General features: G+C 47.2%; 18 protein-coding genes and 1 riboswitch. Of the genes, 2 read left to right on the forward strand and 16 right to left on the reverse strand.

Features of this window, described 5'->3' with window-relative positions:
• Positions 1 to 312: 312 nt before the first annotated feature.
• The 16 genes from NST07_RS30315 to NST07_RS30390 form a co-directional block, all read right to left on the reverse strand.
• Positions 313 to 834: a GNAT family N-acetyltransferase gene (locus NST07_RS30315; RefSeq protein WP_342481992.1), complete on the reverse strand. Its 522-nt coding sequence runs from the start codon at positions 832 to 834 to the stop codon at positions 313 to 315.
• A gap of 475 nt (positions 835 to 1309) precedes the next feature.
• Positions 1310 to 2671 (reverse strand): hypothetical protein, encoded by a 1362-nt coding sequence (locus tag NST07_RS30320; protein ID WP_342480706.1) that lies wholly within the window; start codon positions 2669 to 2671, stop codon positions 1310 to 1312.
• 169 nt (positions 2672 to 2840) lie between these two features.
• Positions 2841 to 5897, reverse strand: coding sequence for a glycoside hydrolase family 2 TIM barrel-domain containing protein (locus NST07_RS30325; protein ID WP_342480707.1), 3057 nt, complete (start codon positions 5895 to 5897; stop codon positions 2841 to 2843).
• Between the two features lie 69 nt (positions 5898 to 5966).
• Entirely contained in the window at positions 5967 to 6791 is an 825-nt protein-coding gene (locus NST07_RS30330; RefSeq protein WP_341096515.1) for a carbohydrate ABC transporter permease, read from the reverse strand.
• Positions 6791 to 7657 carry a sugar ABC transporter permease gene (locus NST07_RS30335; protein ID WP_341097790.1) on the reverse strand — a complete coding sequence of 289 codons (867 nt, stop codon included), beginning with the start codon at positions 7655 to 7657 and terminating at the stop codon, positions 6791 to 6793. The genes NST07_RS30330 and NST07_RS30335 overlap by 1 nt, the downstream gene beginning before the upstream one ends.
• Positions 7658 to 7789: 132 nt before the next feature.
• Positions 7790 to 9091 carry an ABC transporter substrate-binding protein gene (locus NST07_RS30340; protein ID WP_342437298.1) on the reverse strand — a complete coding sequence of 434 codons (1302 nt, stop codon included), beginning with the start codon at positions 9089 to 9091 and terminating at the stop codon, positions 7790 to 7792.
• 287 nt (positions 9092 to 9378) lie between these two features.
• Positions 9379 to 11145, reverse strand: a complete 1767-nt coding sequence (locus NST07_RS30345; protein ID WP_341096518.1) for a sensor histidine kinase — start codon at positions 11143 to 11145, stop codon at positions 9379 to 9381.
• A gap of 21 nt (positions 11146 to 11166) precedes the next feature.
• Positions 11167 to 12708 (reverse strand): response regulator transcription factor, encoded by a 1542-nt coding sequence (locus tag NST07_RS30350; RefSeq protein WP_341096520.1) that lies wholly within the window; start codon positions 12706 to 12708, stop codon positions 11167 to 11169.
• Between the two features lie 199 nt (positions 12709 to 12907).
• A complete protein-coding gene (thiC, locus tag NST07_RS30355; protein WP_341096521.1) occupies positions 12908 to 14686 on the reverse strand; it encodes a phosphomethylpyrimidine synthase ThiC in 1779 nt (592 codons plus the stop codon).
• 104 nt (positions 14687 to 14790) lie between these two features.
• Positions 14791 to 14897: riboswitch (TPP riboswitch) on the reverse strand.
• A 104-nt stretch (positions 14898 to 15001) separates the two neighbouring features.
• Entirely contained in the window at positions 15002 to 16072 is a 1071-nt protein-coding gene (locus NST07_RS30360) for an NAD(P)-dependent alcohol dehydrogenase (protein WP_342480708.1), read from the reverse strand.
• A 42-nt stretch (positions 16073 to 16114) separates the two neighbouring features.
• Complete coding sequence (locus tag NST07_RS30365) at positions 16115 to 16933, reverse strand: SDR family oxidoreductase (RefSeq protein WP_341096524.1); 819 nt, start codon at positions 16931 to 16933, stop codon at positions 16115 to 16117.
• A gap of 30 nt (positions 16934 to 16963) precedes the next feature.
• Positions 16964 to 17506: a PadR family transcriptional regulator gene (locus tag NST07_RS30370; RefSeq protein WP_341096525.1), complete on the reverse strand. Its 543-nt coding sequence runs from the start codon at positions 17504 to 17506 to the stop codon at positions 16964 to 16966.
• 153 nt (positions 17507 to 17659) lie between these two features.
• Positions 17660 to 18514 (reverse strand): hypothetical protein, encoded by an 855-nt coding sequence (locus NST07_RS30375; RefSeq protein ID WP_341096527.1) that lies wholly within the window; start codon positions 18512 to 18514, stop codon positions 17660 to 17662.
• 324 nt (positions 18515 to 18838) lie between these two features.
• On the reverse strand, positions 18839 to 20281 hold the full coding sequence (locus NST07_RS30380; protein ID WP_341096528.1) for a cellulase family glycosylhydrolase: 1443 nt from the start codon (positions 20279 to 20281) through the stop codon (positions 18839 to 18841).
• A 279-nt stretch (positions 20282 to 20560) separates the two neighbouring features.
• Entirely contained in the window at positions 20561 to 20932 is a 372-nt protein-coding gene (locus tag NST07_RS30385; RefSeq protein WP_341096529.1) for an iron chaperone, read from the reverse strand.
• Between the two features lie 80 nt (positions 20933 to 21012).
• Positions 21013 to 21897, reverse strand: a complete 885-nt coding sequence (locus NST07_RS30390; protein ID WP_341097791.1) for an AraC family transcriptional regulator — start codon at positions 21895 to 21897, stop codon at positions 21013 to 21015.
• A 115-nt stretch (positions 21898 to 22012) separates the two neighbouring features.
• Between NST07_RS30390 and NST07_RS30395 the strand changes: the two genes are divergently transcribed.
• Together NST07_RS30395 and NST07_RS30400 are read left to right on the forward strand one after the other, a co-directional pair.
• Positions 22013 to 22930 carry an EamA family transporter gene (locus NST07_RS30395; protein WP_341096531.1) on the forward strand — a complete coding sequence of 306 codons (918 nt, stop codon included), beginning with the start codon at positions 22013 to 22015 and terminating at the stop codon, positions 22928 to 22930.
• 150 nt (positions 22931 to 23080) lie between these two features.
• Positions 23081 to 23932 carry a chromosome condensation regulator gene (locus NST07_RS30400; RefSeq protein WP_342480709.1) on the forward strand — a complete coding sequence of 284 codons (852 nt, stop codon included), beginning with the start codon at positions 23081 to 23083 and terminating at the stop codon, positions 23930 to 23932.
• Positions 23933 to 24257: the final 325 nt, after the last annotated feature.

The following is a 24257-nucleotide window of genomic DNA, read 5'->3' on the forward strand; positions in this document are numbered from 1 at the left end:
GGAAATTGTTTCTATAAATTCAAATAGTCCCGTTGCAAGTGATTAGTTGGACTATATAAATTGAATTTAAGGATTTTCCATTTTGGCGAGGACGTAACTACGGTGAATATTTGGACTTCCGGCCGCTGTTGTCCCCAGATTTCTTGATTTAACTCGCTATATGCGGTGGAAATCCGGTGACAAAGGCGGTCGCTATCGCTCCTACAGTTCCAAAATCCCCCTCCGCTACTTTTGCCTTTTTGGATAGTTATTAAGTTCATTCTATATAATTTGAGAAACGGCAGCAGCAATATCGCCTGCTGCCCTTCGCGCTTATGTATGATTAAGCACAGACCCAATACCTTTCCATTCATAAACTAATAGGTTTAATTCAGAACCTGCAATCTTCACCTTTTCAGTTTGAATCCATTCAGCGCCAAAGGCTTCATAGAAGTAACGAGATTTGTTGCCCTCCAAAACCTCAACAAATACCCTGTTTATACTCAGCTTTTCAAATTGTAAAAATAGTATTCTTAACAGCTGCCTGCCTATCCCTAATCCCTGATATTGTTCAAGGATATAAATCGAGGTTAAGTCCGCTGAGTTTTCTACTGTATTCGTTTCTCTTTTTCCGCCATCGGCAAATCCAATAACTTCTCCAAGGTTATTTTCTGCTACAAAGACATAATTATCATCTTTAAATAAATTCTTAATCCATAATGCAGTCCTCTGTTCATAAGACAACTTCTCCAAAAATTCGTCAGGTATTATATTTCTATAAGTGGTTCTCCAACAATCCACATGTACTTTTGCTATCCCTTTAGCATCTGAAATCTTGGATTCTCTAATAATCATTGCTAACCCCCTCTGGATATTACCAATCCATCCAATTTTATTTAACGCATATTTTACCATGTTCAGTTAGGGCGTGTCTTCAAACCACTTCACTCGCCAAAACCTGCTGATGTATGCATTCTAAGGAATCACGAGTACAGTACCATTTTCTGATCACACGCGATGAAAGGTGTTTCGCCACTAGGTAGTTTTTTCGGTGGAGGCTTACGTCTCGGGGTTTTAGAGACTTCACTCTTCTTCCGAAGACGTGTGTGTGTCTGGAAAGTGTATTCAGGGGTTTTACTCTTCATAGCGTCTCCTGAGTCCGAGTAAACGAACCCGCTGCGGGCTTGAGGGACCCTACCTTCAATACTAAATCCCTGCTTCCCCAGAGCTCTTCCAGTTTAAAGACACTCTCTAGTGCCCCCACTTAGTCAGCTTCATTTAAGAACTACAAAAAACCAGCCCTCAATGGGCTGGTTCGCTGCAAGGTTGGCTAATGGAACGACAGCCGCCCGCCAATTTGGCGGATATGGTTTACGTCGGCCCACAGAATAAAATAATTGTAGAACATTCCCCCGATTTGGACTGGGCGGGGGTATCTTACGATGAGGGCAGCCTGTTTGTTCATCTCCACGGGTTGATCCGCTGACGGAAAAATGAAGCAGGCCTCCTGCTTTTGTATCGTCGTCATGACAATCTGAGGAGAAGATCCGTAAGGCCTCAACGGATGAAAGGCTTCGGAGCTGCATACCTCGGCAATCCGGTTGTCTGCTGAAATTGCGGATACCTGAAAAAAACCGCCGGGCCCTTCGTACCTCACTTCGCTGACCGGGCGCCAGTCCGAGGGATACGGAAAGGATACCCGGTACACGGAGTTTGTGTAGATGCTTTTCGGCACCCTGACTCGAGGAGACCATTGCAGGGCGGTAATTTGACCACCGCTGAGGACATTCACCGGCATCGGCGCTCTGATATCGGCAATCCAGAGTTGAGTTGCTCTTCCTGCATCAGTGCATCCCGATAAATATGCGATTCTGCTGCCTTCCGGCGACCAGCTGACGGGAGTCGCGAAACAATCCGAAGCCGCTAAAGTCTGCTGCTGCTGACCGGTACGGCTGTCCATTTGGATGAGAGAATAATAATTCGGTGCCTTATAATCGGTTGCGCTATAAGCGATGGTTCGGGAGTCCGGGGACCATGCTGGAAAATAGTTTTTGGCGAGCGGTCCCCCTTCCAGTGTGTAGATGGTGCCGGTGGCCAGATCCACCGTGGAAATGATTGAGATGCTGCTGCCGGGAAACGTATAAAGCGCGAAGGCTCCATCCGGGGAAAGCCGAGCATCATGCAGCGGCCCTTCCGTATTCTGCGTGATTTGTCTCCTGTCTGTACCATCGGTCCGGATGCGGTAGAGCTGAGTGTTGCCGGTGGAATCCGGAGCAGCAAACAAAAACTCCGTGCCCGAAGGGAACCATTGGACATCACTGGCGCCCGGCTCCGGGATGCTATGGCTGTTATGTGAGAATGTATCATAGATGACGATTCTCCCGTTGTTGACATACGCCAGAAACTTGCTGTCGGGGGACCAATCCAGCAGCGAGTAGGGTTCGATTTGATCGATCCGGGCAGCCCTAAACGTGACGGTATCTATTAGGTAGACCACATTGCCAACGCCAATGAAAGCGACTCTCCTGCTGTCAGGAGACCAATAAGGAACGGAAAACTCTGCACCCAGTCCCTTGGTAAGTTGAAAATTAAAACCGTCCTGCGGTCGGTACAGCCAAATGTCGAACGTTCCGGCGCGGTCCGACGTGTAGGCGATCCTTCCTTGAACATAATCATTAGGAACAGCTTGCACGGCCAACACCTCTCCTGAATCATCTTATCTTTCAAATGTATTCAGTGGAGAGCGATTAGGCTACAGTCCCAGACCGGCGGGTTATTTATAGATCAGACCAAAACACAACCGGCCTTGGTCCATGAATTCAGGACCAAGGCCGGTTTACGGCTTTAATAAGCCTAACGTGCTATTTCTCTTCCGTTCCCACGCTTGAAATGAAAAACTCGTATTCAAGACTTTGCTCTGCAGGGATGGTGTATTCCTTATATACTGGCGCGCCCCAGCTATCGTCTCCGCCTACGCCCATTTGTCTTCCTGCTACTGTCACTACGGTGTAATGAACCGCAGGAAGCTCGAACGCATGACTGGCATGCTCCAGCTCGAACGCGGTATACGGCGACAAATTACATTCCACAGGCGCAGTTGCAGGGGCCGAGATTTGCAGGCCCACTCCCGATTTATCGGTAATCTTCACGCGGCGTACACCGGTGCGGTTACCGGATTCCTGCGGAACAAGGTAGCGGGACGGCAGCTCCTGCACGCTCCGGCTGAACACGCCAAGTCTGGCACCGTACGCACGGTCGATATAATTCTCCTCTGGTCCCATCGCATACCATTCCGTCTGGTCGTAGTCGGCCGGCATTTTGAAGGACAATGCCAGGATCGGCAGATCCGGAAGCCCGGCAGCGCTGTTGTAGCCGGTACGCACCCGCACCTTTCCGTCACCGTAGACCGTATAGGCGGTTTGAACCGACAGCCCGGGATGGATGCTGAACCGGTAATCAAAGCTCACCGTAACTGCACCTTCCTCCTGTGAAAGGCTCACCTCTACACATTTACGCGACAGGCTTGCAGCATACCAGCATCCGGCATTGTAGCCGAGATTCGTTCCTTTGTCGTTGTCGGTCGCCGCCCGCCAGAACAGCGGGGCCGGAGGAGCCGCAATCATTTCGCGGCCGTGGATGTTCAAGGACACCAGAGAACCAGCCTGTTTAGAGAACAGCACGGTGAAGTCCTCGCCGAGGACGCCGATCTGCACATCCCCTTCCACAACCTTCAGTTGGCCGGCTGGCTGCTCCGCTTCAGCTTCCTCTTGCACTACGAAGATGGACTCTCCAAAGGCAATTTCATATCCGGCCTCAGCCCAGAGCTCCGCATCCTTCAGCAGCAATGAGGCCTGAATGCTGTATTCGCCCGGTTTCCCGTCTGCTTGCGGCAGCTCAACCGGCACCAGCACCTCGCTTTGCGGCGCGGCATTGACATCAGTTGTCCAAGTGCCGAGCAGCTCGCCTTCACGATACAGCCGGTATTCCAATGCCAAATGTCCGGTTCCTGCGAACAAGCTTTCATTAATGAGCCGAATGCCTGTTTTACCAGGCTCCAGCTTGTAGTTCTGGTACAGGAATTTAACCTCCTGCATCTTCGGCGTCCACTGCCGGTCGGCGTAGACAATGCCATTGCCGCAGAAGCTGTAGTCCGTCGGACGGTCCCCGAAATCGCCGCCGTAAGCAAAATACTCATGGCCGTAACGATCCTTAGTAATAATCGACTGATCGATATAATCCCAAATGAAACCGCCCTGGTACATCGGGTACTTTTTCTCCAGCTCCGTGTACTTATGCATGCCGCCCACCGAATTGCCCATCGCATGCATGTATTCGCAGCTGAGATAAGGCTTGTCCGGATTGCTGTTCAAATATTCTTCAATATCCGCCGGCTTGGCATACATTCGGCTTTCCATATCGCTTGTCGCATCGTAGTCGCGGTTATGGAACACACCCTCATAATGGACAAGACGGCTACTATCACGGCTGCGGAACCAATTCGCCACATCCAGAATGACCTGACCCGCATACGACTCGTTGCCGCAGGACCAGATTAGTATGGATGGATGGTTCTTATCCCGTTCCAGCATAGACTCTGCCCGGTCCAGCACGATATCGCGCCAATTCGGATCGTTGCCGGGAATGTTCCACGAAGGCTCAACAGCCCCCATCTTTTGCCACGACCCATGGGTTTCCAGATTCATTTCGTCGATGACGTAAATGCCGTATTCATCGCACAGCTCATACCATAGCGTTTGGTTGGGATAATGCGACGTACGTACGGCGTTAATATTGCTGCGCTTCAGCGTACGGATGTCCCACAGCATGTCCTCACGGGTAATCGTCCGGCCGGTGCGGCAGTTGAATTCATGCCGGTTGACGCCTTTGAATACAATCCGCTTGCCGTTGATGCACATCAGCTTGTTCTTCAGCTCGAACCGGCGGAACCCCGTCTTTTGGACAATCGCTTCAATGAGCTTCCCCTGTGCATCGAGCAGCGAGATGCAGATTGAATACAGATACGGATTCTCTGCACTCCATGTCAGAACATCCGCAATCTCTCCAGACAAGGTCAGTTCACGTCCGCTGAATCCGCCCTCCGCACTCAGCCGGACCTGTCCTGCTTTATCCTTGAGCTCAATTCTTGCGCTAACGTTCTCCTGCGGAGTTTCCAGCAGCTGCATTTGAATATTCAGGCTTCCTTGCGTATAAGTATCGTCAAGCTCCGCCCGCACCGCGAGATCCCGGATATGCTGCTTCGGAGCAGTATACAAATAGACGTCGCGGAAAATACCCGAGAACCGCCAGAAATCCTGATCCTCCAGCCAGCCTCCGGTACTGCGCTGGTATACCTCGACGGCCAGCTTGTTTTTGCCTGTACGCACATACGGGGTCAGATCAAATTCCGACGGCGTAAAGCTATCCTCGGCATAGCCGACAAATTCCCCGTTAAGCCAGACATAAAAAGCCGATTCCACCCCTTGGAAGGAGATATAGAGCGGTCCGTCCTCAAGGTTCGCCGGTAGACGGAATTCCTTCACGTAACTGCCGACCGGGTTATGCTCCTGCGGGATATGCGGCGGGCGGACATCACTTAGTCCATCCCACGGATACATCGTATTGACATATTGCGGCCGGCCGAAGCCCTGCAGCTGGATATGTCCGGGAACCTGAATGCTGTCCCATGCGGAGCAATTATAGGCTTCCGCAAAAAACGACTCTACACGGCTGGCCGGATTCGGCGCATAGCTGAATTTCCAGCTGCCGTTCAGGCTATAGCGCATATCCATCGGCGCACCCGCCTCTGCCTTAGCCATGTCTGCATAATAACGATGGTCCGAATGGGCCTCCAGCCGGTTCACCTTGAACACACCCGGGTCCTCCAGCCAGCTCAAACTTGGGGTAACTGCCAATTTCATTTCCTCCTTCAGAACGTGAACATAAGAATATTAGCTGCTTCATTCTTATGTTCAGCTTATTAGTCATTGTTATTTCACGGAACCCACCATGCCGGCAACGAACTGCTTCTGCATCAGGAAGAAGACAAGTGCAGTCGGAAGCGTAGAAATGACAACCGCGGCCATAATCACGCCGAAATCCGGCGAATAACTGGAGCCCAGATTGGAGATCAGCAGCGGAATTGTCCGTTTCTCCGGGGTCTGCAGCACAATCAGCGGCCAGAGGTAATTATTCCAGCTGGACATGAACGTAATAATGGCGGCAGCCGAGTAAGTTGTCTTCATGGTCGGAACATAAATTCGGAAGAACAATCCCAGCTCCGACAATCCGTCCATCCGGCCGGCTTCCAGAAGTTCCCGCGGGAACATCTTGGAGCTCTGACGGAAGAAGAAGATCAGAAACGCCGTTGTGAAGGTTGGAAGAACGACCGCGGCCATCGTGTTGACCCCAATGAGCGGAGCTGTAGCGGACAGCTTTGAGAACATTTGATAGAGCGGTACCATCAACGCGGCGAAAGGAATCATCATGGATAGCAATAACAAATTGAAGACGATATCCTTTGCTTTGCTGCGATAAATTTCGAATCCGTATCCGGCCAGTGATGAGATCAGCAAGGCCAGAATCGTTGTCGTCACAGAGATTTTGAGCGTATTCCACAGAGCAGGCACAAGATTGATTGAATCCGTCAGTTTCTTGATATTCTCGATCAAATGACTTCCGGGAAGCATTCTTCCCTGAGTTACATCTACCGAAAGGTTTGTCGCACTAATAATCATCCACAAAAACGGGAAAATCGAAACGAGCGCTACAATGGACAGAAACACATAAATAGGTGCGCGGCGTAAGGTTCTCATTACTTATCATCACCTGCCAATTTGATTTGAAGGAAGGCCAGTACAACAATCATGACAACGATGGAGTAAGACACAGTAGCTGCGTATCCAAAGTCAGGGGTGTACTTGAACGAAAGGTTATATATATATTGGGAAATGGAGAGTGTCGCGTTGCCGGGACCTCCCTTAGTAATATTCATGATTTCATCGAACAATTGCAGCGTCCCGATAGTTGAGGTGATCGACGTAAAGAGAATAATCGGCTTAAGCAACGGTGCGGTGATCGAGAAAAATTGTCTGACCCCCGAGGCGCCGTCAATCCGCGCGGCTTCATAAATGGAGTTGTCGATGTTCTGCAGCGACGAGAGGAAGAAGATCATGTTGTATCCCGTCCACCGCCATGTAATTGCGATAATAATTGTGACCTTTGCCCAGAAGGGATCGGAGATCCACTGAATCGGTTCGGATAACAAATGCATGTTCATTAAAGCCAGATTCACCAGTCCGTCATTACCAAACAGATATTTGAATACGACGGAGTAGGCCACAAGCGAGGTTACACAAGGCAGGAAAATAGCGGTACGGAAAAACCCTTTGAAGCGCAGCTTGCTGTCATTAAGGAGCACCGAAATAATCATCGCAAAAGTGATCATGAGCGGCACTTGCACAATCAGGAACAGAAAGGTATTCTTTACGGCGGTAAAGAAGGTTTTGTCGCTGAGCAGCCGCTTATAGTTGCTTAATCCGTCAAAATGAAGATTGGCTCCTGCGCCCGTTTTGAAGGAGAGCAGCAAAGCCTGAATCATCGGATAAAAGTAGAACAAACAAATCATGAGGACAGCCACAGCAATAAATAACCAGCCGGTAAGCTTAGCGCGGTTGCGCATGGTATGGTTCACAGCTCTCAATCCTTTCTCTATACAGGCGTGAATCGGAAAACGGATAAGCCGCCGTCCCCCCGCCAAGGCTTAAATCGGCCGGTACGGGAGGACAGCGGAGTAATCAGGTCCTACAAGGGGTTATTGGATTTGAGACTCCGCTTGGGACTGAGCATCGCCGAGCGCTTTATTTATATCCGTACCGTTCAGATAATTCTGCATTTCAACCTTGAGGATATCCTCGATAGCATAGGTGTGCATGCCGTAGTTAACATTCGGAATTTCCGCAGTCCATTTTGCGAAGTCGGAAATGACCTTTTGTCCGCCAAAGTAGTTGTCTGCAGCAGTGTAAGCTTCCCCTTCAGCGGCCGGTTTATAGGTACCGATAACGCCAACGTCGGTCACAAGCTTTTGATACAGGTCAGTGTTGGAGCCAAGTGTTGCGCCCAGGAATTCAATTGCGGCTTCTTTGCCGTCGTTGTTAAGTACATACCAGGAGCTGCCGCCCAGGTTGGAGGCATGCACTGAGCCTGCCGCATTTTTCAATTTAGGGAACGGTACAACCGCCCATTTGCCGGACTGGTCAGCTGCCGATTTCACCGATGGTGTAATCCAGTTGCCTGTTGGAACGGATGCAACGGCACCGCTGTTAAAGCCGGCGAGGAACGAGCTCCAGTCGGAGTTAACCTTAACGATATCCGCAGACATTAGCTCTTTATAGCTTTCGAATGCTTCCTTCAGTACAGCATTGTCCTTCAGGTCAGGTGTTGTACCATCGCTCTTCAGATACCAGGAGCCGGCGGATTGAATCATCATCCGGATCAGCCCCAGATCGTTCGGGTCCTGGGTCAGCATATCTTTGCCGGTTTTGGCTTTGACTGCTTTGCCGATCTCAATGTACTTCTGCCAGTCGATATCCTGCAGATCGTCAACTGTGTAGCCCGCTTCCTGCAAATAGTCTGTGCGGACATACAGGCCTACAACCCCGGAGTCGAAAGGAACGCCATATTGCTTGCCGTTAAAGCTGGTTGGTCCGATCTTATAATCGGCGAAATCAGCGGGTTTAATGGCATCACCAAGCTCCTGGAAGGAGTCTGGATACGTTTGCAAAAAGCTTTGAGCACGGTAGTCTTCGATTAGAACGATATTCGGCAGCCCCGATGCGCTTCCCGAGTTGAGACCGGTGTTCAGCTTCTGGATAATATCATCCTGGGCATATTCGATAACGTTGATTTTAGCATCCGCATGGTCTTTCACATAGGCATCCTTCGCCAGATTCATCGCAGCGATATTAAAGTTTTTGTCCCATGCCCAGACCGTGATTTCCTTGGAGGTGCCTGTAGCTCCCCCGTTGTTGGTTTTTGCCTGGTTATTGGCGTTACTGGAGCAGGCTGTCAGCAGCATAAAGCCGGCGAGCAGAAGAGCAGTAGCTTTTTTCTTCATGATGTATATCCCCCTAACGTATATTTGAAAGTGCTTTCTTTATCAAGAATATCATCCTGGTCCTTCATTTCGTTAGAAATTAATTTAGTTAAAATAGTGATAATATTGTCTTTGTATCCGCTTCCATGGAGAGTGAGTTAGCATTTATTTTCTCCTTTCGCACTTTTTTTAGGTAAATTCCCGTCCAAGAAACATCGTTACATACAAAAAACCGGCGCCGTATATAGGGCTCCGGTTCATGGCGTGGCTTGGATAGTATGCTGCAAAAACACCGGTTCAATCCGTAGTTAGCAGGGGATTTTGATAGAAACCTTCGTCCCCTGCCCCGGTGTGCTAGAGATGGATACGCCGTAAGGCTCACCGTACAGCAATGTCAGGCGGTCATGAACGTTGCGGATGCCGATGCCGCTGAACAGTTGCCTGCTGACGGACGAGGCAGGAATCGAATCCTTGTTGTCCAAATCCATCCCATCTCCCGTATCAACCACCTCGCAGTGCAGCGTATCCCTGTCCTTCATAATGGTGACATAGATATAGCCGGAGGTTTTGATATTGAACGCGTGAAAGAAGGCATTTTCTATAAAAGGCTGAAGAACCAGCTTGGGTACTTTAGCAGACATGCAGTCCGGTGAAACGAAATAATCCACCTTAATGCGGTTGCCGTTGCGGACCTGATTAATATATACATAATGCTTCAGGTTAATAAGCTCTTCTTCCACTGTAATCGTCTCGTTCACATTGCTGATGGTGTTCTGGAGCAGGGAAATCAGCGCATGAATGGTCTCCGTCGCCTGTTCCTTGCTTCCTCTCTGCACCAGAATATTGACTGACGCCAGCGTGTTGTATAGAAAATGGGGATTGATCTGCTGTTGAAGCGCGGCCAATTCCGCCTTCCGCTGCTCCTTTTGGGTCTCCACGAGCTGACCGACATAGTCGTTCAGCTCTTTGAGCATATAGTTGTATGCGGTGCTTAGCTGTCTTGTCTCATAGGTACCGGTAACTGACATGTAGTTATGGAAACTTTTTTTGGTGACATTAGACATTTTTTTGACCAATGTGCGCAAAGACTGCGTCAGCCTCTTCGTCAGAAAATAGATGACAAGTACGGCTACGGCGGCGATTGCTGCAACGATCAGAAAAATCGCCTTTTTGTCCAGCAGCGTACCGATTGTCTGTTTCTTATCAATCAGATTCACAATATACAGGTTGTACGAAGGCAAATAGTCCGCCAGCACGATGACCTCCCGCCCGCCGATGGTGAGCTCCTGGCTGGATAGGCCCACCTCGGCGATCTGCTGCGCACTCTTCAGCAGGTCGGGAGACATGCTGCCGATTTGCTCCGTCCGGTTACTGGACACGATCAGGCCCGATGTATCCAGAAACATTACATCGTTTCCCTGGCTCGTAAAGCTGGCGTAGTTCTTGCGAAAGTCACTTTCACGGGTGAACATATACAAAGTGCCGTACGGCTTGGATAGACCCGGGGCGGTCAACGCCTTGGCGGCGACCAGATAACGGCTTTGTGAATTGAACGGGCTGGCGTCCATAAAGCTGTAGAAGAGCTGCCCATTGCGTTCCTGAGCGGCCTTTGTAATGGGATTGTTCTTCAACTCTTCTGATGAGCCCGACCAATAAGTAACATCGCTGGTGTAGCTTCTTCCGTTCACACCCAGAATGGAGAGGCCGATATTGGTCCCTCCGATGCCGGATTGAATGCGGTCCATCTGATCCCGCATACTGTAATACCGCTTGAAGTTCGCCAGTGAATTGATATCCTTCTCCGTCATGAAGCTTCTGATCACGCCGCTCTGCCCGACTTCAATAGCGCTGTTGACGGTTGCATAATGGGAGTTCTCCAAGGCACTTTTGATCTGGTCGATAATCTTGGAATTGGTGATGCTGAAGGTTTGCACGAATAGCTTTTGGGACATTTGTACGGTCACTCCGGTAATCAGGACGGTAACCAGAATGATGCTGATGACCATGACGGCGAATATTTTACTGAACAGGCTTTGATCCTTGAGCTTTGTGAGCCATTTCTCCGTTAGTCCCATTTCGGACTCCTTCCCGCTGCATTAGCCTTTCCGGTATTGACTGGGCGAGATTCCCATCAGCTTGCGGAATACTCTGGTGAAATAGCTGTGGTCTGAGTAGCCCACAAGACTGCTGATTTCGGAAATGGATAGACCGGCATTTTCTTTCAGCAGCAGGCACGCCTTTTCGATCCGCACCCGGTTTAAATATTCGTTGAAGCCCTCTTTGTTATGTAGCGCAAAATAATTAGACAGATAGGACGGGTTGAAATGAAATTGCCTTGCTACTTCGGTCAGCGTAAGCTGACGTGAATAATGCTCGTCGATATACAGTAAAATTTTTTGAATGGCTGGTACTCCGCCGCGGTTCTTGGTTACGCATTCCGTCGCAGCTTGCAAAAACTGCTCAAGCCGTATCTCCGTTTCACCGATATGCCGTGCCTCATGAATGGAGCGGAAGAATTCGTATTTGCTTTCGTCCAAGGCGCGGGCCTCGTAATGGAAATGCAGCAGCATTCCGATGATCTGAAACATACTGTGGCATAAAAACGATTTGAACTCGGACATCCCTGTATCTCTCCGGCCGGACATGGACGCGACATATGCGCTCAAGCGGCCGAAAGCCAAATCGAACTCCTGCCGGTTCAGCTCTGCGCCGAAGGCATCCTGATCGAAAGCGGGACCCTGCCGTCCCTCCTCGCCGTCATCTACCAGTAAACAATGATCCGGGAGAAAGAAGCGGCGGTCCAGCAGCTTCATCAGATCATCCTTATAGATCGTATGCAGTTCACTCAGCTCAGTGAAAACCCGGCTGACCGCGAGATTCAGGAACATATTTGCACGGATGCCCGCCGTGAATACCTGATCTGCAAGACGGATGAGCGCCTCATACCCAGCCTCCTCCAGATTAAACAGCAGACGGACATGCCCCTCCAGCGGAGACAGCCGGCGGAAGGTCACCCTGCTGACGCTGCTGTGCAGCAGAGAATGAATACTGTTCTCCAGCCATTCCTCTTTGCGGCTATTCGCAGCGGGTTCGTCGCCAGTATCAGCAATTAGCAGCACGAAGCCCGGTAAGGGGAACATCCCCCGCAGCGCTTCCTCGTCGTACTCCACTGGAAAGCCTGAAACCAGTTTGTCCAGAATATAGTCCGCGGATTGCCGCTTGTCGCTTCTCCAGTCCACATGCTGAAGCAGCGGAATCCGCTGCGCGGTTTTTTTCAGCACGGCAAGCAGGGAAGCGGCCTCCAGTCTGGGCTTCAGGATATAGTCGGCAACCCCGCTTTGGAAGGTTGAACGCACATATTCGAACTCACTGAAGCTGCTAAGCACGATCACCTCAATTTCCGGATACATCCCCTTGACGAGCCGGATCAGCTCTTCCCCGTCCATCACAGGCATAACGATATCGGTCAGGATGATATGCGGACGCTGTAATTCAATTAATTCAAAAGCCTCTCTTCCGTTGGAGGCCTCGCCTGCAATCTGAAACCCTTCCCCTTCCCAATCCAGCAGATGGATTATCCCCTGCCGTACCAGCATTTCATCGTCCACCACCAATATTTTGCAGAACGTTGTGTCCATGGCTTCTCCTTTTTGCGAACAAAAATACACTGAAAAAACAAAATGAAACCCGCTTGATTAAGGGGTTCCATCTCACCGAAACAAACTTATCCACCAGAAATGAAACAGCTTTCATAATCTGATTTACATTATAGGTATACGCCCGGAGACTGTCAATTGAGAGGGGGAGGGCGATTAGCGGCAGTCCCGGACCGACGGTTTATTTATAGATCAGACCTCCGCCTTCCTTAAACTCTTCTGCTTTATCCCGCATCCCTGCGGTAATCATCGCTTGCTCCGGTTCTTCTTGTCCCTCCTGCACCCTCGCCGTATCGCGGATACCATGAGAAATGCGCATACTGCAGAACTTGGGTCCACACATGGAGCAGAAATGAGCCGTTTTGGCCCCTTCCGCCGGAAGGGTCTCATCATGATATTCCAGCGCCCGTTCCGGGTCGAGCGACAAATGGAACTGGTCCCGCCAACGGAACTCGAAGCGCGCTTTGGAGAGTGCGTTATCCCGATCCTGCGCGCCCTTGTGTCCTTTGGCCAAGTCGGCTGCATGGGCGGCAATTTTATAGGTGATGACGCCTTCCCGCACATCATTTTTATTAGGCAATCCTAGATGCTCCTTCGGGGTAACATAACACAACATCGCCGTGCCGAACCAGCCGATCATCGCCGCTCCAATAGCCGAGGTGATATGGTCATAGCCGGGTGCAATATCCGTAGTCAGTGGTCCCAGTGTGTAAAAAGGAGCGCCATGGCAAAGCTCAAGCTGTTTATCCATATTCTCTTTGATCAGATGCATCGGTACATGGCCCGGGCCTTCCACCATCACCTGAACATCATGCTTCCAGGCAAGCGAGGTTAATTCACCCAACGTCTCCAGCTCGGCAAACTGGGCTTCATCATTAGCATCGGCAATGGAGCCTGGACGCAGCCCGTCACCCAAAGAGAACGCCACATCATAAGCCTTCATGATTTCACAAATATCCTCGAAATGTGTATAAAGAAAGTTCTCCTGATGATGGGCCAGGCACCAGGCCGCCATAATCGAACCCCCTCTGGAGACGATGCCCGTCATTCTTTTGGCCGTTAATGGGATGTAACGCAGCAGTACCCCGGCGTGAATGGTGAAATAATCCACTCCCTGCTCCGCCTGCTCGATCAGGGTGTCCCGGTATACCTCCCAAGTTAAATCCTCGGCCTTGCCGTTTACCTTTTCCAAAGCCTGATAGATAGGCACCGTCCCGATAGGAACCGGAGAGTTGCGGATAATCCATTCACGGGTGGTATGAATATTTTTGCCTGTCGACAGATCCATAATATTATCCGCTCCCCAGCGGGTCGCCCATCTCATCTTCTCTACTTCTTCATCAATGGAAGAGGACACCGCCGAATTCCCGATATTGGCATTGATCTTCACCAGAAAATTCCGCCCGATAATCATCGGCTCACTCTCCGGATGGTTAATATTCGCTGGAATGATCGCACGGCCGCAGGCTACTTCCTCTCTAACAAACTCAGGAGTTACATTTTCCCGGACTGCGATAAATTCCATCTCCGACGTAATCAGGCCTCTGCGGGCATAATGCAGCTGGCTGACATTGCGGCCCTCTCTGGCTCTCAAGGGACGACGTTGCAAGCCCGGAAACACCTCTGCCGCCGGCTTCTCTGTGAGATTCCCGTTATCCTCCGGCTTAACCGCTCTTCCCTCATAAGATTCGGCATCTCCCCGCTCCGTGATCCACTGAAGCCTGTGAGGCGTTAACCCCTTGCGGATATCGCTATAGGCTTCATCGTTAGTATAAGGCCCGCTTGTATCATAGACACGGACAGGAGCATTCTCCGCTTCTCCGGCCGTACCCGAGGTTCGGCTTAATGTAATCTCGCGCATCGGAACTTGAATATCAGGCCGTGAGCCCTCCACATACACCTTGTGACTTCCCGGAAAAGCACACAGATCAACCTCATGTTTCTTCTCTTGATTCAGCATCTTATTTCCTCCTTAAGGTTTGAGTAAATAAGAAAACGCGCAAAAAAGCCGCTCCACATGGAGCGGCTCAAAAATCCATATAAGGCTAACGCCAACAATGAAATAAAAGTCCGGCTCCACTTTCCTACGCTGGTATAATCCAGATCAGGTTCAAGGGTCCAGGAATGCATTTTTCCCGTCTCAGCCTATTCAGGCTCCCCTAGTGGTTTCTTATTTAGTTATGTTAAAGTTACAGAGAAATCCAGCAATTGTCAACCGGTGTTCTTATAAAGGAATTGGCAAATCATAAATATCGATTGCATCAGATGAGCACTGTTAGCTTAGCTGACTTTTTATGCACACGATAATTTTCCCTTTCGCACGGCCTTCTCCAAGATCACGAAGGGCATGGGCCGCGCCGCTTAACGGATATTGCCGATCAATAACTGGCACTACGTAGCCTGCTTCGACAAGCTCCTTCCAAACCATTTGATCCTCGTGGTTCGGCTTATGGATTAGAAGTGCTATTTTCTTTTTTTCAAACCAGGCAGACAGCGGTGCAACCAACAGAGCCAGGAGGATATAAGAAAAGGAACCGCCGACCATGACATACGTACCGCCTGACGTTAGTGCGCGCTTCATCGCGACAACCGGACGGTTTCCAACGACATCGAGGATTAAATCGTATCGTTGTCCGCTTGTGGTGAAGTCATCTTTGGTATAATCCAATACATGATCCGCCCCGAGGGTACGCAGCATATCCAGCTTCTCGGCGCAGTCAACGCAGGTCACTTCCGCTCCGGCCCATTTGGCATATTGAACCGCAAACGTACCCACTCCGCCACCGCCCCCATTGATCAGAACCCGATGGCCCTTTCGCAGCTTTCCTTTGTCACGCATGCCCTGCAAGGCTAGAACGGCTGCCTGAGGAATAGCCGCTGCCTGCCCGAAGCTCAGGCCTGCCGGCTTTGGTGACAAGGCTTTCTCGCTGGCACATACATACTCCGCAAATCCGCCCCAGCCGCAACCGGAAAGGTCCCCGAAAACCTCGTCCCCCGGCCGGAATCTTTTGGCATTGGCACCCACGGCGATGACCCGTCCTGCGATATCTGCGCCAAGAATACGGTAACGGGGTTTACGGAGCCCGCCAAGGCGGTTCATGAACGGTTTGCCGCGGAGGAGATCCCAATCCCAGGAATTAACAGAGGCAGCGTGGACCTCGATCAACACTTCATGGTCTTGCGGTGCAGGGATATCCACTTCTTCAATACGTAAGACTTCTGGCGATCCGTAGGTATCATAGACCATCGCCGTCATCGTGCGTGCTACTCGTTCGCTGGGTAAGCCTGTATCCATCATCTCTTCTCTCATGGTCATTCTCCATTCGATAGGCATTTTATTCTCCAAGGAAAATGTAATTCCCTTTATTAGAATAACCGTCTTCCTCTTTTATGAAAAATGCTGAGCTATATTACTTAGATACTCTTCCTCAACCGTATTTTTCTTCATACTTATGAGCATTTTCGCATCTTCTCCCACTACATAACGGAATTTGCTTGTACCGTCTGTGGCCGCTTGATAAATAGTGTCAGCTACAAGTGCTGGTGCCGAGGCATAGTCTGGAGCTTTTTCCATTTCCCCTAATTTACCCAGAAAGGCAGTAGTGAATGATTTATAATCCGTTAAGTCATCATTAAAAAAGAACTCCATCGATCTTCCGCCAAAGTCCGTGCTAATGGCTCCTGGTTCAATCAGCTTTACTTTGATGTTTTGTGATGCTAATTCAAAAGATACGGATTCAGAAAAACCTTCTACCGCGAATTTAGTGGAGTGATACAGAGACATCGTAGGAAAGGTCACGATCCCTCCCATTGAAGAGATATTGATTAGCAACCCTTCCTGATTAGATCTAAAATGTGGCAACATGGCTTTAGTCATACTAATAAGACCAAAAACATTCACTTCAAATTGTCTTCGGATCTGCTCATCCGTAGCTACTTCTATAAGCCCCATTGTCCCGTATCCGGCATTGTTCAGGAGAACGTCAATTTTACCAAACCGCTGGACAGCTTCAGCTAATGCAGATTGGATGGTATCTGTTTTCTCAACATCTAACCGCAACACCAACACATTGTCCAATGTGATGAATTCAGTTTCTTTTTCAGGTGCACGCATCGTGGCTACTACGTTCCATCCTCTTTCAGCAAAATGTTTTACTGTAGCTCTCCCAATGCCGGATGAAGCACCCGTGACAAAAATTGTTTTCAATAAAATCCCTCCTAAATGTATCAGAATTCGTTAAATACTGCTATTCCCTTCCACTAACTGCTCCATGCTTAACAATCCCTCGGCAATGGTTGCAAGTTTAGCTTTATATTCTGCTATCCCAATCTGGATGCAAATGATCTGGGCCGGGTGCATTTCAGCTTTATAATGTGAATACTGCTCTAATAACTGATCTAACTTTTTTTGTGATTCCTCTTGTACTTGCTTCAACCAAAAAATCACCTTGTCATACCCCACAAATCGGCCAAAATAAAGCCTCATCATAAAATCGGATTTCTTACTACTGTCTCCCTCTAGTGGCGCTAGTAAATAGTCGTTAAAACAATCTCGCCCTTTAGCCGTTATGTTATAAACATTCTTATTTGGCTTACCTTTCTGGGGCACAATTTCCTTGGTTATTAATTCTTCCTTCTCCATGCGGGCAAGCGTAGGATAAATCGTGCCATAACTAGAGCTATAGAAATTAGATAACACATTCTCCAATAACTGCTTTATTTCGTAGCCAGTCAACGCTTCTTTCATGAGCAAGCCTAAAATAACATCCTGAGTGTTCAAGAATAGCTCCTCCTTATTTAAAGATATCTACACATCACACTTAGCAATATAACAGACCAATATATATCAAGTCAATATATAAGACTTAAGTAAAAAAAAGCCGAGTGAAATCAGCAGTGAATGCCTGAAATCAACTCAGCTTGTCATATGTGCTTAATTTACTGAACTAAAGTATTCTGATAAAATCCCCACCAAAACTTGCTTATAATCATTTAATTCATAAGAAGAGTTATTTACTTTTTTCTTGGTTAAGTTTATGCCGTTAAATATCTCTTCTTCCAATTCTTTTCTTGCCTTCAGTACCTCCAAGGTTCCTTCTAACCCTGTATAACCCTGCTTTTTTCCATACCCTTGGTTAGTATAATATTCAATAAATCCCTCCGACCATTCTTTAGGTCTTTCCCTAACGGCCTTTCTGAAAGAGTGATCAAGATTGTTCTGCTCTACGTAAAGCAGCAATGGATTCAGCCGCTCCACAATCGCTGCCAGTTCCAGCACATAACTTATAACGTCTTCCTTCTGTGCACCATATTTAATCATCCCAATGGTTACAGGGTTTTGTATAAAACAACAATCAAAAACAAAGGTGTCTGAGCCATTTAAAACACTTGCTGCAAATCCCTTCCAACGCTCTGTTATCAGTTTCCTGTTTTGATCAAGCGACAATTCATAAACATCATTTTTGGTAACTGCCTGCAATAACTCATCTGGAAAATCAGGCCCATATTCATTTGCGATTTTTCGATATTCCAGGAAATAATGGTTCCCTTGTTTAATCACTCGATTATTCAACAAATCCCGAAACTTCCCATGGGTACTCAATAATTCATTGAATTCATTTTTCTCCAAATAGGCGACTCCCTCATAATCCGCTGGATGCTCCAAATCCCCTTCTAAAAACAGCTGAGATTTAAGGTTCATTTCCGTAAGAATTTCATGGACTAATTGAGCCGTTGTTGTTTTCCCGAATCCTGGTAATCCCTCAATCAAGACTAACTTCGGTTTCATAATAAAATCCCTCCAATCATTATTAGGAGGATATGTAGGTTAGGAGTGATAGAGATACGGTTTCCCACAACATTAAAAGCGGATACCCTAAGGTATCCGCAGAATGGGTTTACATTACACCTTTCCCTGCATACCCTGTAAGCTCAAAGAAAAGCATGCTGAATAAAATAGTGTAATCACTATTACAGGCATCCTTTCGCATTGTTAATCTTTACAGAGTAATCCACATGATCAGGTTAACGCTCCTTTGTATGCATCTCTATTAGTTAGATTAACATTGAGCAGAGTTGAATTCAATCCGGGAGCCTTCTTCAAACCACCCCGCTAGTTTAGCTGATACAGATTCCACTTTTGCGCGTTTGAGCCATTGTCATCCCAAATTTGAACATTGGTTCCATTTTCAGTACCAGCAGCAGCGACATCCAGAGCTTTCCCGCTGTTGCTGGCAATCAATTTATAAGCACTTCCAACTTTAACAATGCTCCACTTCTGATTGGAGCCGCCGCCATAACTCCATAATTGCACATTCGATCCATTGGCAGTCCCCATCTCGGCTACATCCAAACCTGTATTGCTATTGACGTTAATAACCTTATACAAGCCTCCGCCAACATCTGTGATTATCCATTGCTGAGCGCCCGTTCCGTTATCGTCCCAGATCTGTACATTTGTGCCGTTTGCAGTGCCTGCAGCAGCTGCGTCCAAGGCTTTACCGCTGCCTACATTAACCATTTTATAGGTTTTACCAGAAACGATACCGTCACTTGGAGGTGTCGCTGACTTTATCTGATCTCTGACAAATTTACCAGATGCCGTTAACTGCGCGTCAGACCATCCTCCATAAGGGCTTGCGCCAGGCACCAATGCAGCCGAGGCTTCCGTTTTATCACATAACGACCAGTTGGTCCAACTCAGTTTTCTGTCTTTCATAAAATCCGTCCATACTTTAGATTCAGCAAGGAAAGGACCACCGTCTCCAGAAGCGTCACTCGTTCCCCACTCTGTGACGAATACGGCCACACCTTTGCTCCTTGCATAATCAATACGATCTCTCAGCCATGAACCGTGAGTTCCAGCATAGAAATGTGTTGTATACATAATGTTGCTTTGGGCGATGGGGTTATTGGCGGCATCATGCACATCCTGGCTCCATGTTCCGGTTCCTACGATAATGATTCCATTCGTATCAATGGATCGGATGACCGGAATCATTTCCTCTGCATATGGCTTAATGTGGCCGTTCCACGTAGCATATCCATTAGGCTCATTGGCGATTTCATAGATCACATTCGGATAATCCTTATACAAATTGGCCATTTCTGCAAAAAAACCTTTTGCCTGTTCTTTATAAATATTCGGATCTTTTTCACCCAGCACATGCCAATCGATAATCACATAGATTCCCAGATCAATTGCGGCCTGTACAGCTTCTTTCACCTTATTTTTTTGCGAAGGATCATTGATATAGCCGCCATCTTGCGTATACATAGCTGGCCGGAATACAGTTATTCCCCAATTGTCTCTCATCCATTTCATGCTATCATAATTCACGTACTGCCCAAACCACTGCAACCCATGGGAACTCATCCCCTTTAATTGGATCGCTTCTCCTGCCTGATTCACTAATTGGTTCCCAGAAACTCGCAGTTGGCCATTTTGGGCTACGACTGAATTAGCCTCGGCCTTCACTTTTTGCGGTAGGACAAAAGATACGGTCATGAAGGTGATAATTAATGCACAAAAAACCGCAATCATTTTTTTGACCATATAAAGCTACCTCCTTAAATGGTTTGCTGCACTTTCCCGTGCTCTATTTTCCGAATAGATTCATCCCCCCCTTCACCAAACTTGCAAATCTATGGGGTGCCTTATGAAATCCCTATACTCAGTAAACGCTTACATATTCTGTTATATTATACAATCAGCAAACGGTTTTTAATACCAAACAATCTCAAGTTTCCAGAAAAAAAAGTGAAGCGCTGTTCCATTCAGCACTTCACCTTTAATATGTTGAAATCCAAGCAGCTTGCTCGCTTCTTGACGACTTTATTTCCGCCAAAAAGTTGAACAATCTGCCTTATCCAGAATGTTAAACTCAATCATTTTCTCAAGCAATGAGAAATTAACCGGACTATCCCAACGGATACGTACCAACTGCTTGGTATGATCATAGCCAGCCTGCACAATTTCAGCAGAAAAATGATGAATCCCTGCGATTTCAGGGGCAACAGCCATATGATGTTTGGCTACGCTAAAGCCAATAATGTATGTGCCATGATCGGTGAACATAGGCTGATTCCAGCCAATTTTCGGCATTAGGTTTGGAAATTTCTTGATTACCCAAGCGAGAACCACTTCCACACGGTCCCGATGTACCGGGTTATCAATTTGCGCCAAATATTCTGCAAAAACTTCCATGTCATCCCCCTAAAATAAAATTTATTAATGTATTTAATATACCCTAGTTTGCTTAATAAAAAGCACTTCACTCCACAACATTAGTAATTATCCGTTTTTGATTTTCTGTAGGCTAAGGGTGTCATATTCATCTCCTTTCTGAATCTTTCTATAAAATAGCTGGTGCTGTTGAATCCAACCTTATAGGCAACTTCTGTAACATTAGATTCTGCTTGTTGCAGTAAGGCTAAGCTTTTTTGTATTCGATAATCCATAACATAATTCAACGGAGTTATCTTTAACATTCGTTTGAAATATCGGCAGCATTCAGAACGGCTCAGTTGGCCTGCTCTTGCAATATCATCTAAAGTGATTTTTTCAGCATAATGCAAATATATCCAACTCAACATTTGCTTCATCCGATGGCTCTTTACCATTTCCATCTGGTCGTACTCTAATTGAAAGCCATTAATGATTAAGTTTTTCCAAATTAGGGTCAGGTGCATGGTAATATCGATTTCAAAGTAGGGGGATTTTTGTTGAATCCATTGATTTATTTTCATAATGGCATCTAATATATTTTTCCCCCAAGGCTTATTAGCATCTATAAATAAATAGGGTAAATTAGTCGCTTGAATATAAGGAGTTACATAGGTTGTATACAGCTCTTGTGATAAAACGAAATGAGGAGAAACATTTAAACAGATATAGACACAACCCGATTCTTTCTTTTCTTCGGCCATGTGTAGGCAGCCACTATTTATAAATACCCCATTACCTTGTGGTACTACTAATTTATCTTCATTTATTTGAAAGATTGCTTCCCCTTTTATAACCAGAACAAACTGAACTTCATCATGCCAATGAAGCGGTATATATCCATTTATATTTTGACTAATCGTTGTTTCGTAACATGCAACCGGTAGTACGACCGTTCGATGCTCAGTGAGCTCTTTTAAGTTTTGATCAATCATGAAATTTTTAATTTGCAAATGACCACAACCTCAATATATTTATACTTTAACATCCAATATAGATATAATTAAAAAGATTTTTCACCTATTATAACACTATTATTATATTTTAAGGTGGGGAATCATCATGGATAGATCAGCTAGAAGAACAGGATTGTTTCTTGTTATAACAGGGGCTATATTGTGGGGGATTAGTGGTACCGTTTCAAAAAAACTCTTTCAACAATTCACAATTGATGTAAATTGGCTTGTAGCAACACGTTTGCTCATAGCTGGTGCTTTACTCTTAACCGTTCAGTTTTTCATTAAAGACCGTTCACAACTATTCAGTGTATGGAAAAATAGAAAGACAGCTTTCCAACTCCTTGTCTTCGGTTTGGTTGGTATGCTCTCCGTTCAATACACGTACATGGCATCAATCAAATCCGGTAATGCTGCTGTTGCAACACTACTACAGTGTTTAGCCCCTATAATGATTATCATCTATTTAATTCTTCGCAAACACATTGTCTTAACACGAAATGATTGGGTAACTATTTGCTTTGCTTTAGTTGGTTGTTTCTTCTTACTAACAAACGGCTCGATCTCTCAGCTATCCGTGCCAAAAATCTCAATAGTTTGGGGTCTTTTATCAGGAATAGCCCTAGCTTTTTATACCCTATACGCAATTCCTCTCTTGAAGGAGTACGATTCCCTCGTCATTGTTGGTTGGGCTATGATAATCGGTGGTTTCGGATTAAGCCTTATCCATCCACCTTGGCAGTCAGACTTTAAAAACTGGACGCTAGAAACCTATTTATACTTAATCTTCGTTATTCTATTCGGCACAATGATAGCATTCTGGTTCTATATAGAAAGTTTAAAGAGTCTTTCAGCAAAAGAAACAAGCCTTCTAGGTAGTTTGGAACCACTAGCCGCTATATTAACAACTGTATTTTGGTTAAAAGAGCCATTCGGATTTTTCCAATGGATTGGCACAGCATGTATCATCGGACTGATTTTGTTAATGACATTGAATAAGAAGTCTACTGCAAATAATCAATGACTTTAGATATGAGGTATTCACGATCAGGTCTCCCAGAACAGACGGTTGCCCGAGGCGAGCTGTGAGGTGACCGGCCACACTGAATCGTTGAAAATTCGGGAAGGTTCTGCAATACTATCTATAAAATTATGAATTACGGGGGATTCGATTATGGAAACCGTTGCGCCTAAAAGATATGACACACTGGTCGGCGCGCCGGCCGCCATCGCGGCGGGTTATCGCCATACCGTCGGGCTTAAATCAGGCGGCACGGTGACGGCTGTGGGTGATAATAAATATGGCCAATGTGAGGTAAGCGGCTGGCACGATATTGTGGCGGTTGCGGCGGGTAATGCTCATACGGGTAATGCTCATACCATCGGTCTTAAATCGGACGGCACGGTGGTGGCCGCGGGTTGGAATAAACATGACCAATGCGAGGTAAGCGACTGGCGCGATATTGTGGCGGTTGCGGCGGGTTGGCGCCGTACCGTCGGGCTTAAATCGGATGGCACGGTGGTGGCCGTGGGTCGAAATAATGAAGGCCAATGCAATGTAAGCGGCTGGCGTGATATGGCGGCGGTTGCGGCAGGTGACTGGCATACCGTCGGGATTAAATCGGACAGCACGGTGACTACTGTGGGTAATAATCGGTATGGCCAATGCAATGTAAGTGACTGGCGTGATATGATGACGGTTGCGGCGGGTTACCTTCATACCGTCGGGCTAAAGTCAGACGGTACGGTGGCGGCTGTGGGTTGGAATAAGCGTAACCAATGTGATGTAAGCGGCTGGCGCGGTATTGTGGTGATATCGGCGGGTAGTAATCATACCATCGGCCTTAAATCAGACGGTACGGTGACGGCTGTGGGTTGGAATGAGTATGGCCAATGTAATATAAGCGGCTGGCGCGATATTGTGGCAGTTGCCGCGGGTTGCGCTCATACCATCGGGCTTAAATCGGACGGCACGGTGGTTGCTGTAGGTGATAATCAATATGGCCAATGCGATGTAAGCGGCTAGCGCGGCATCCAAGTACCCGCAATCGGATTTATTTAATGGATTATCGTTAGGTACTCAGTCTACAACTTTATTTTCCTAGTCTACTGTATTTTCTCCGAACACCTTTTTCTCTTTGTAAGCATAAAAAAGTCGCTCAAATGAGTAATTACAATCTATTTTTTTAAGACACAAACCATATTGTTAAGTTACTCACATTAATGCCAATTGCTAACTTTAATGTCATACTACAACTGAATAATGAAAATAAAGTTGTAGACTGGTCGTGGGATCGAACAGTGTTATAATGCCAAAGTTTTATAAATAGAAAAGCCACATTAAGTATTTA

The organism is Paenibacillus sp. FSL L8-0340 (genome assembly GCF_038593145.1).
Taxonomy (GTDB): Bacteria; Bacillota; Bacilli; order Paenibacillales; family Paenibacillaceae; genus Paenibacillus_AQ.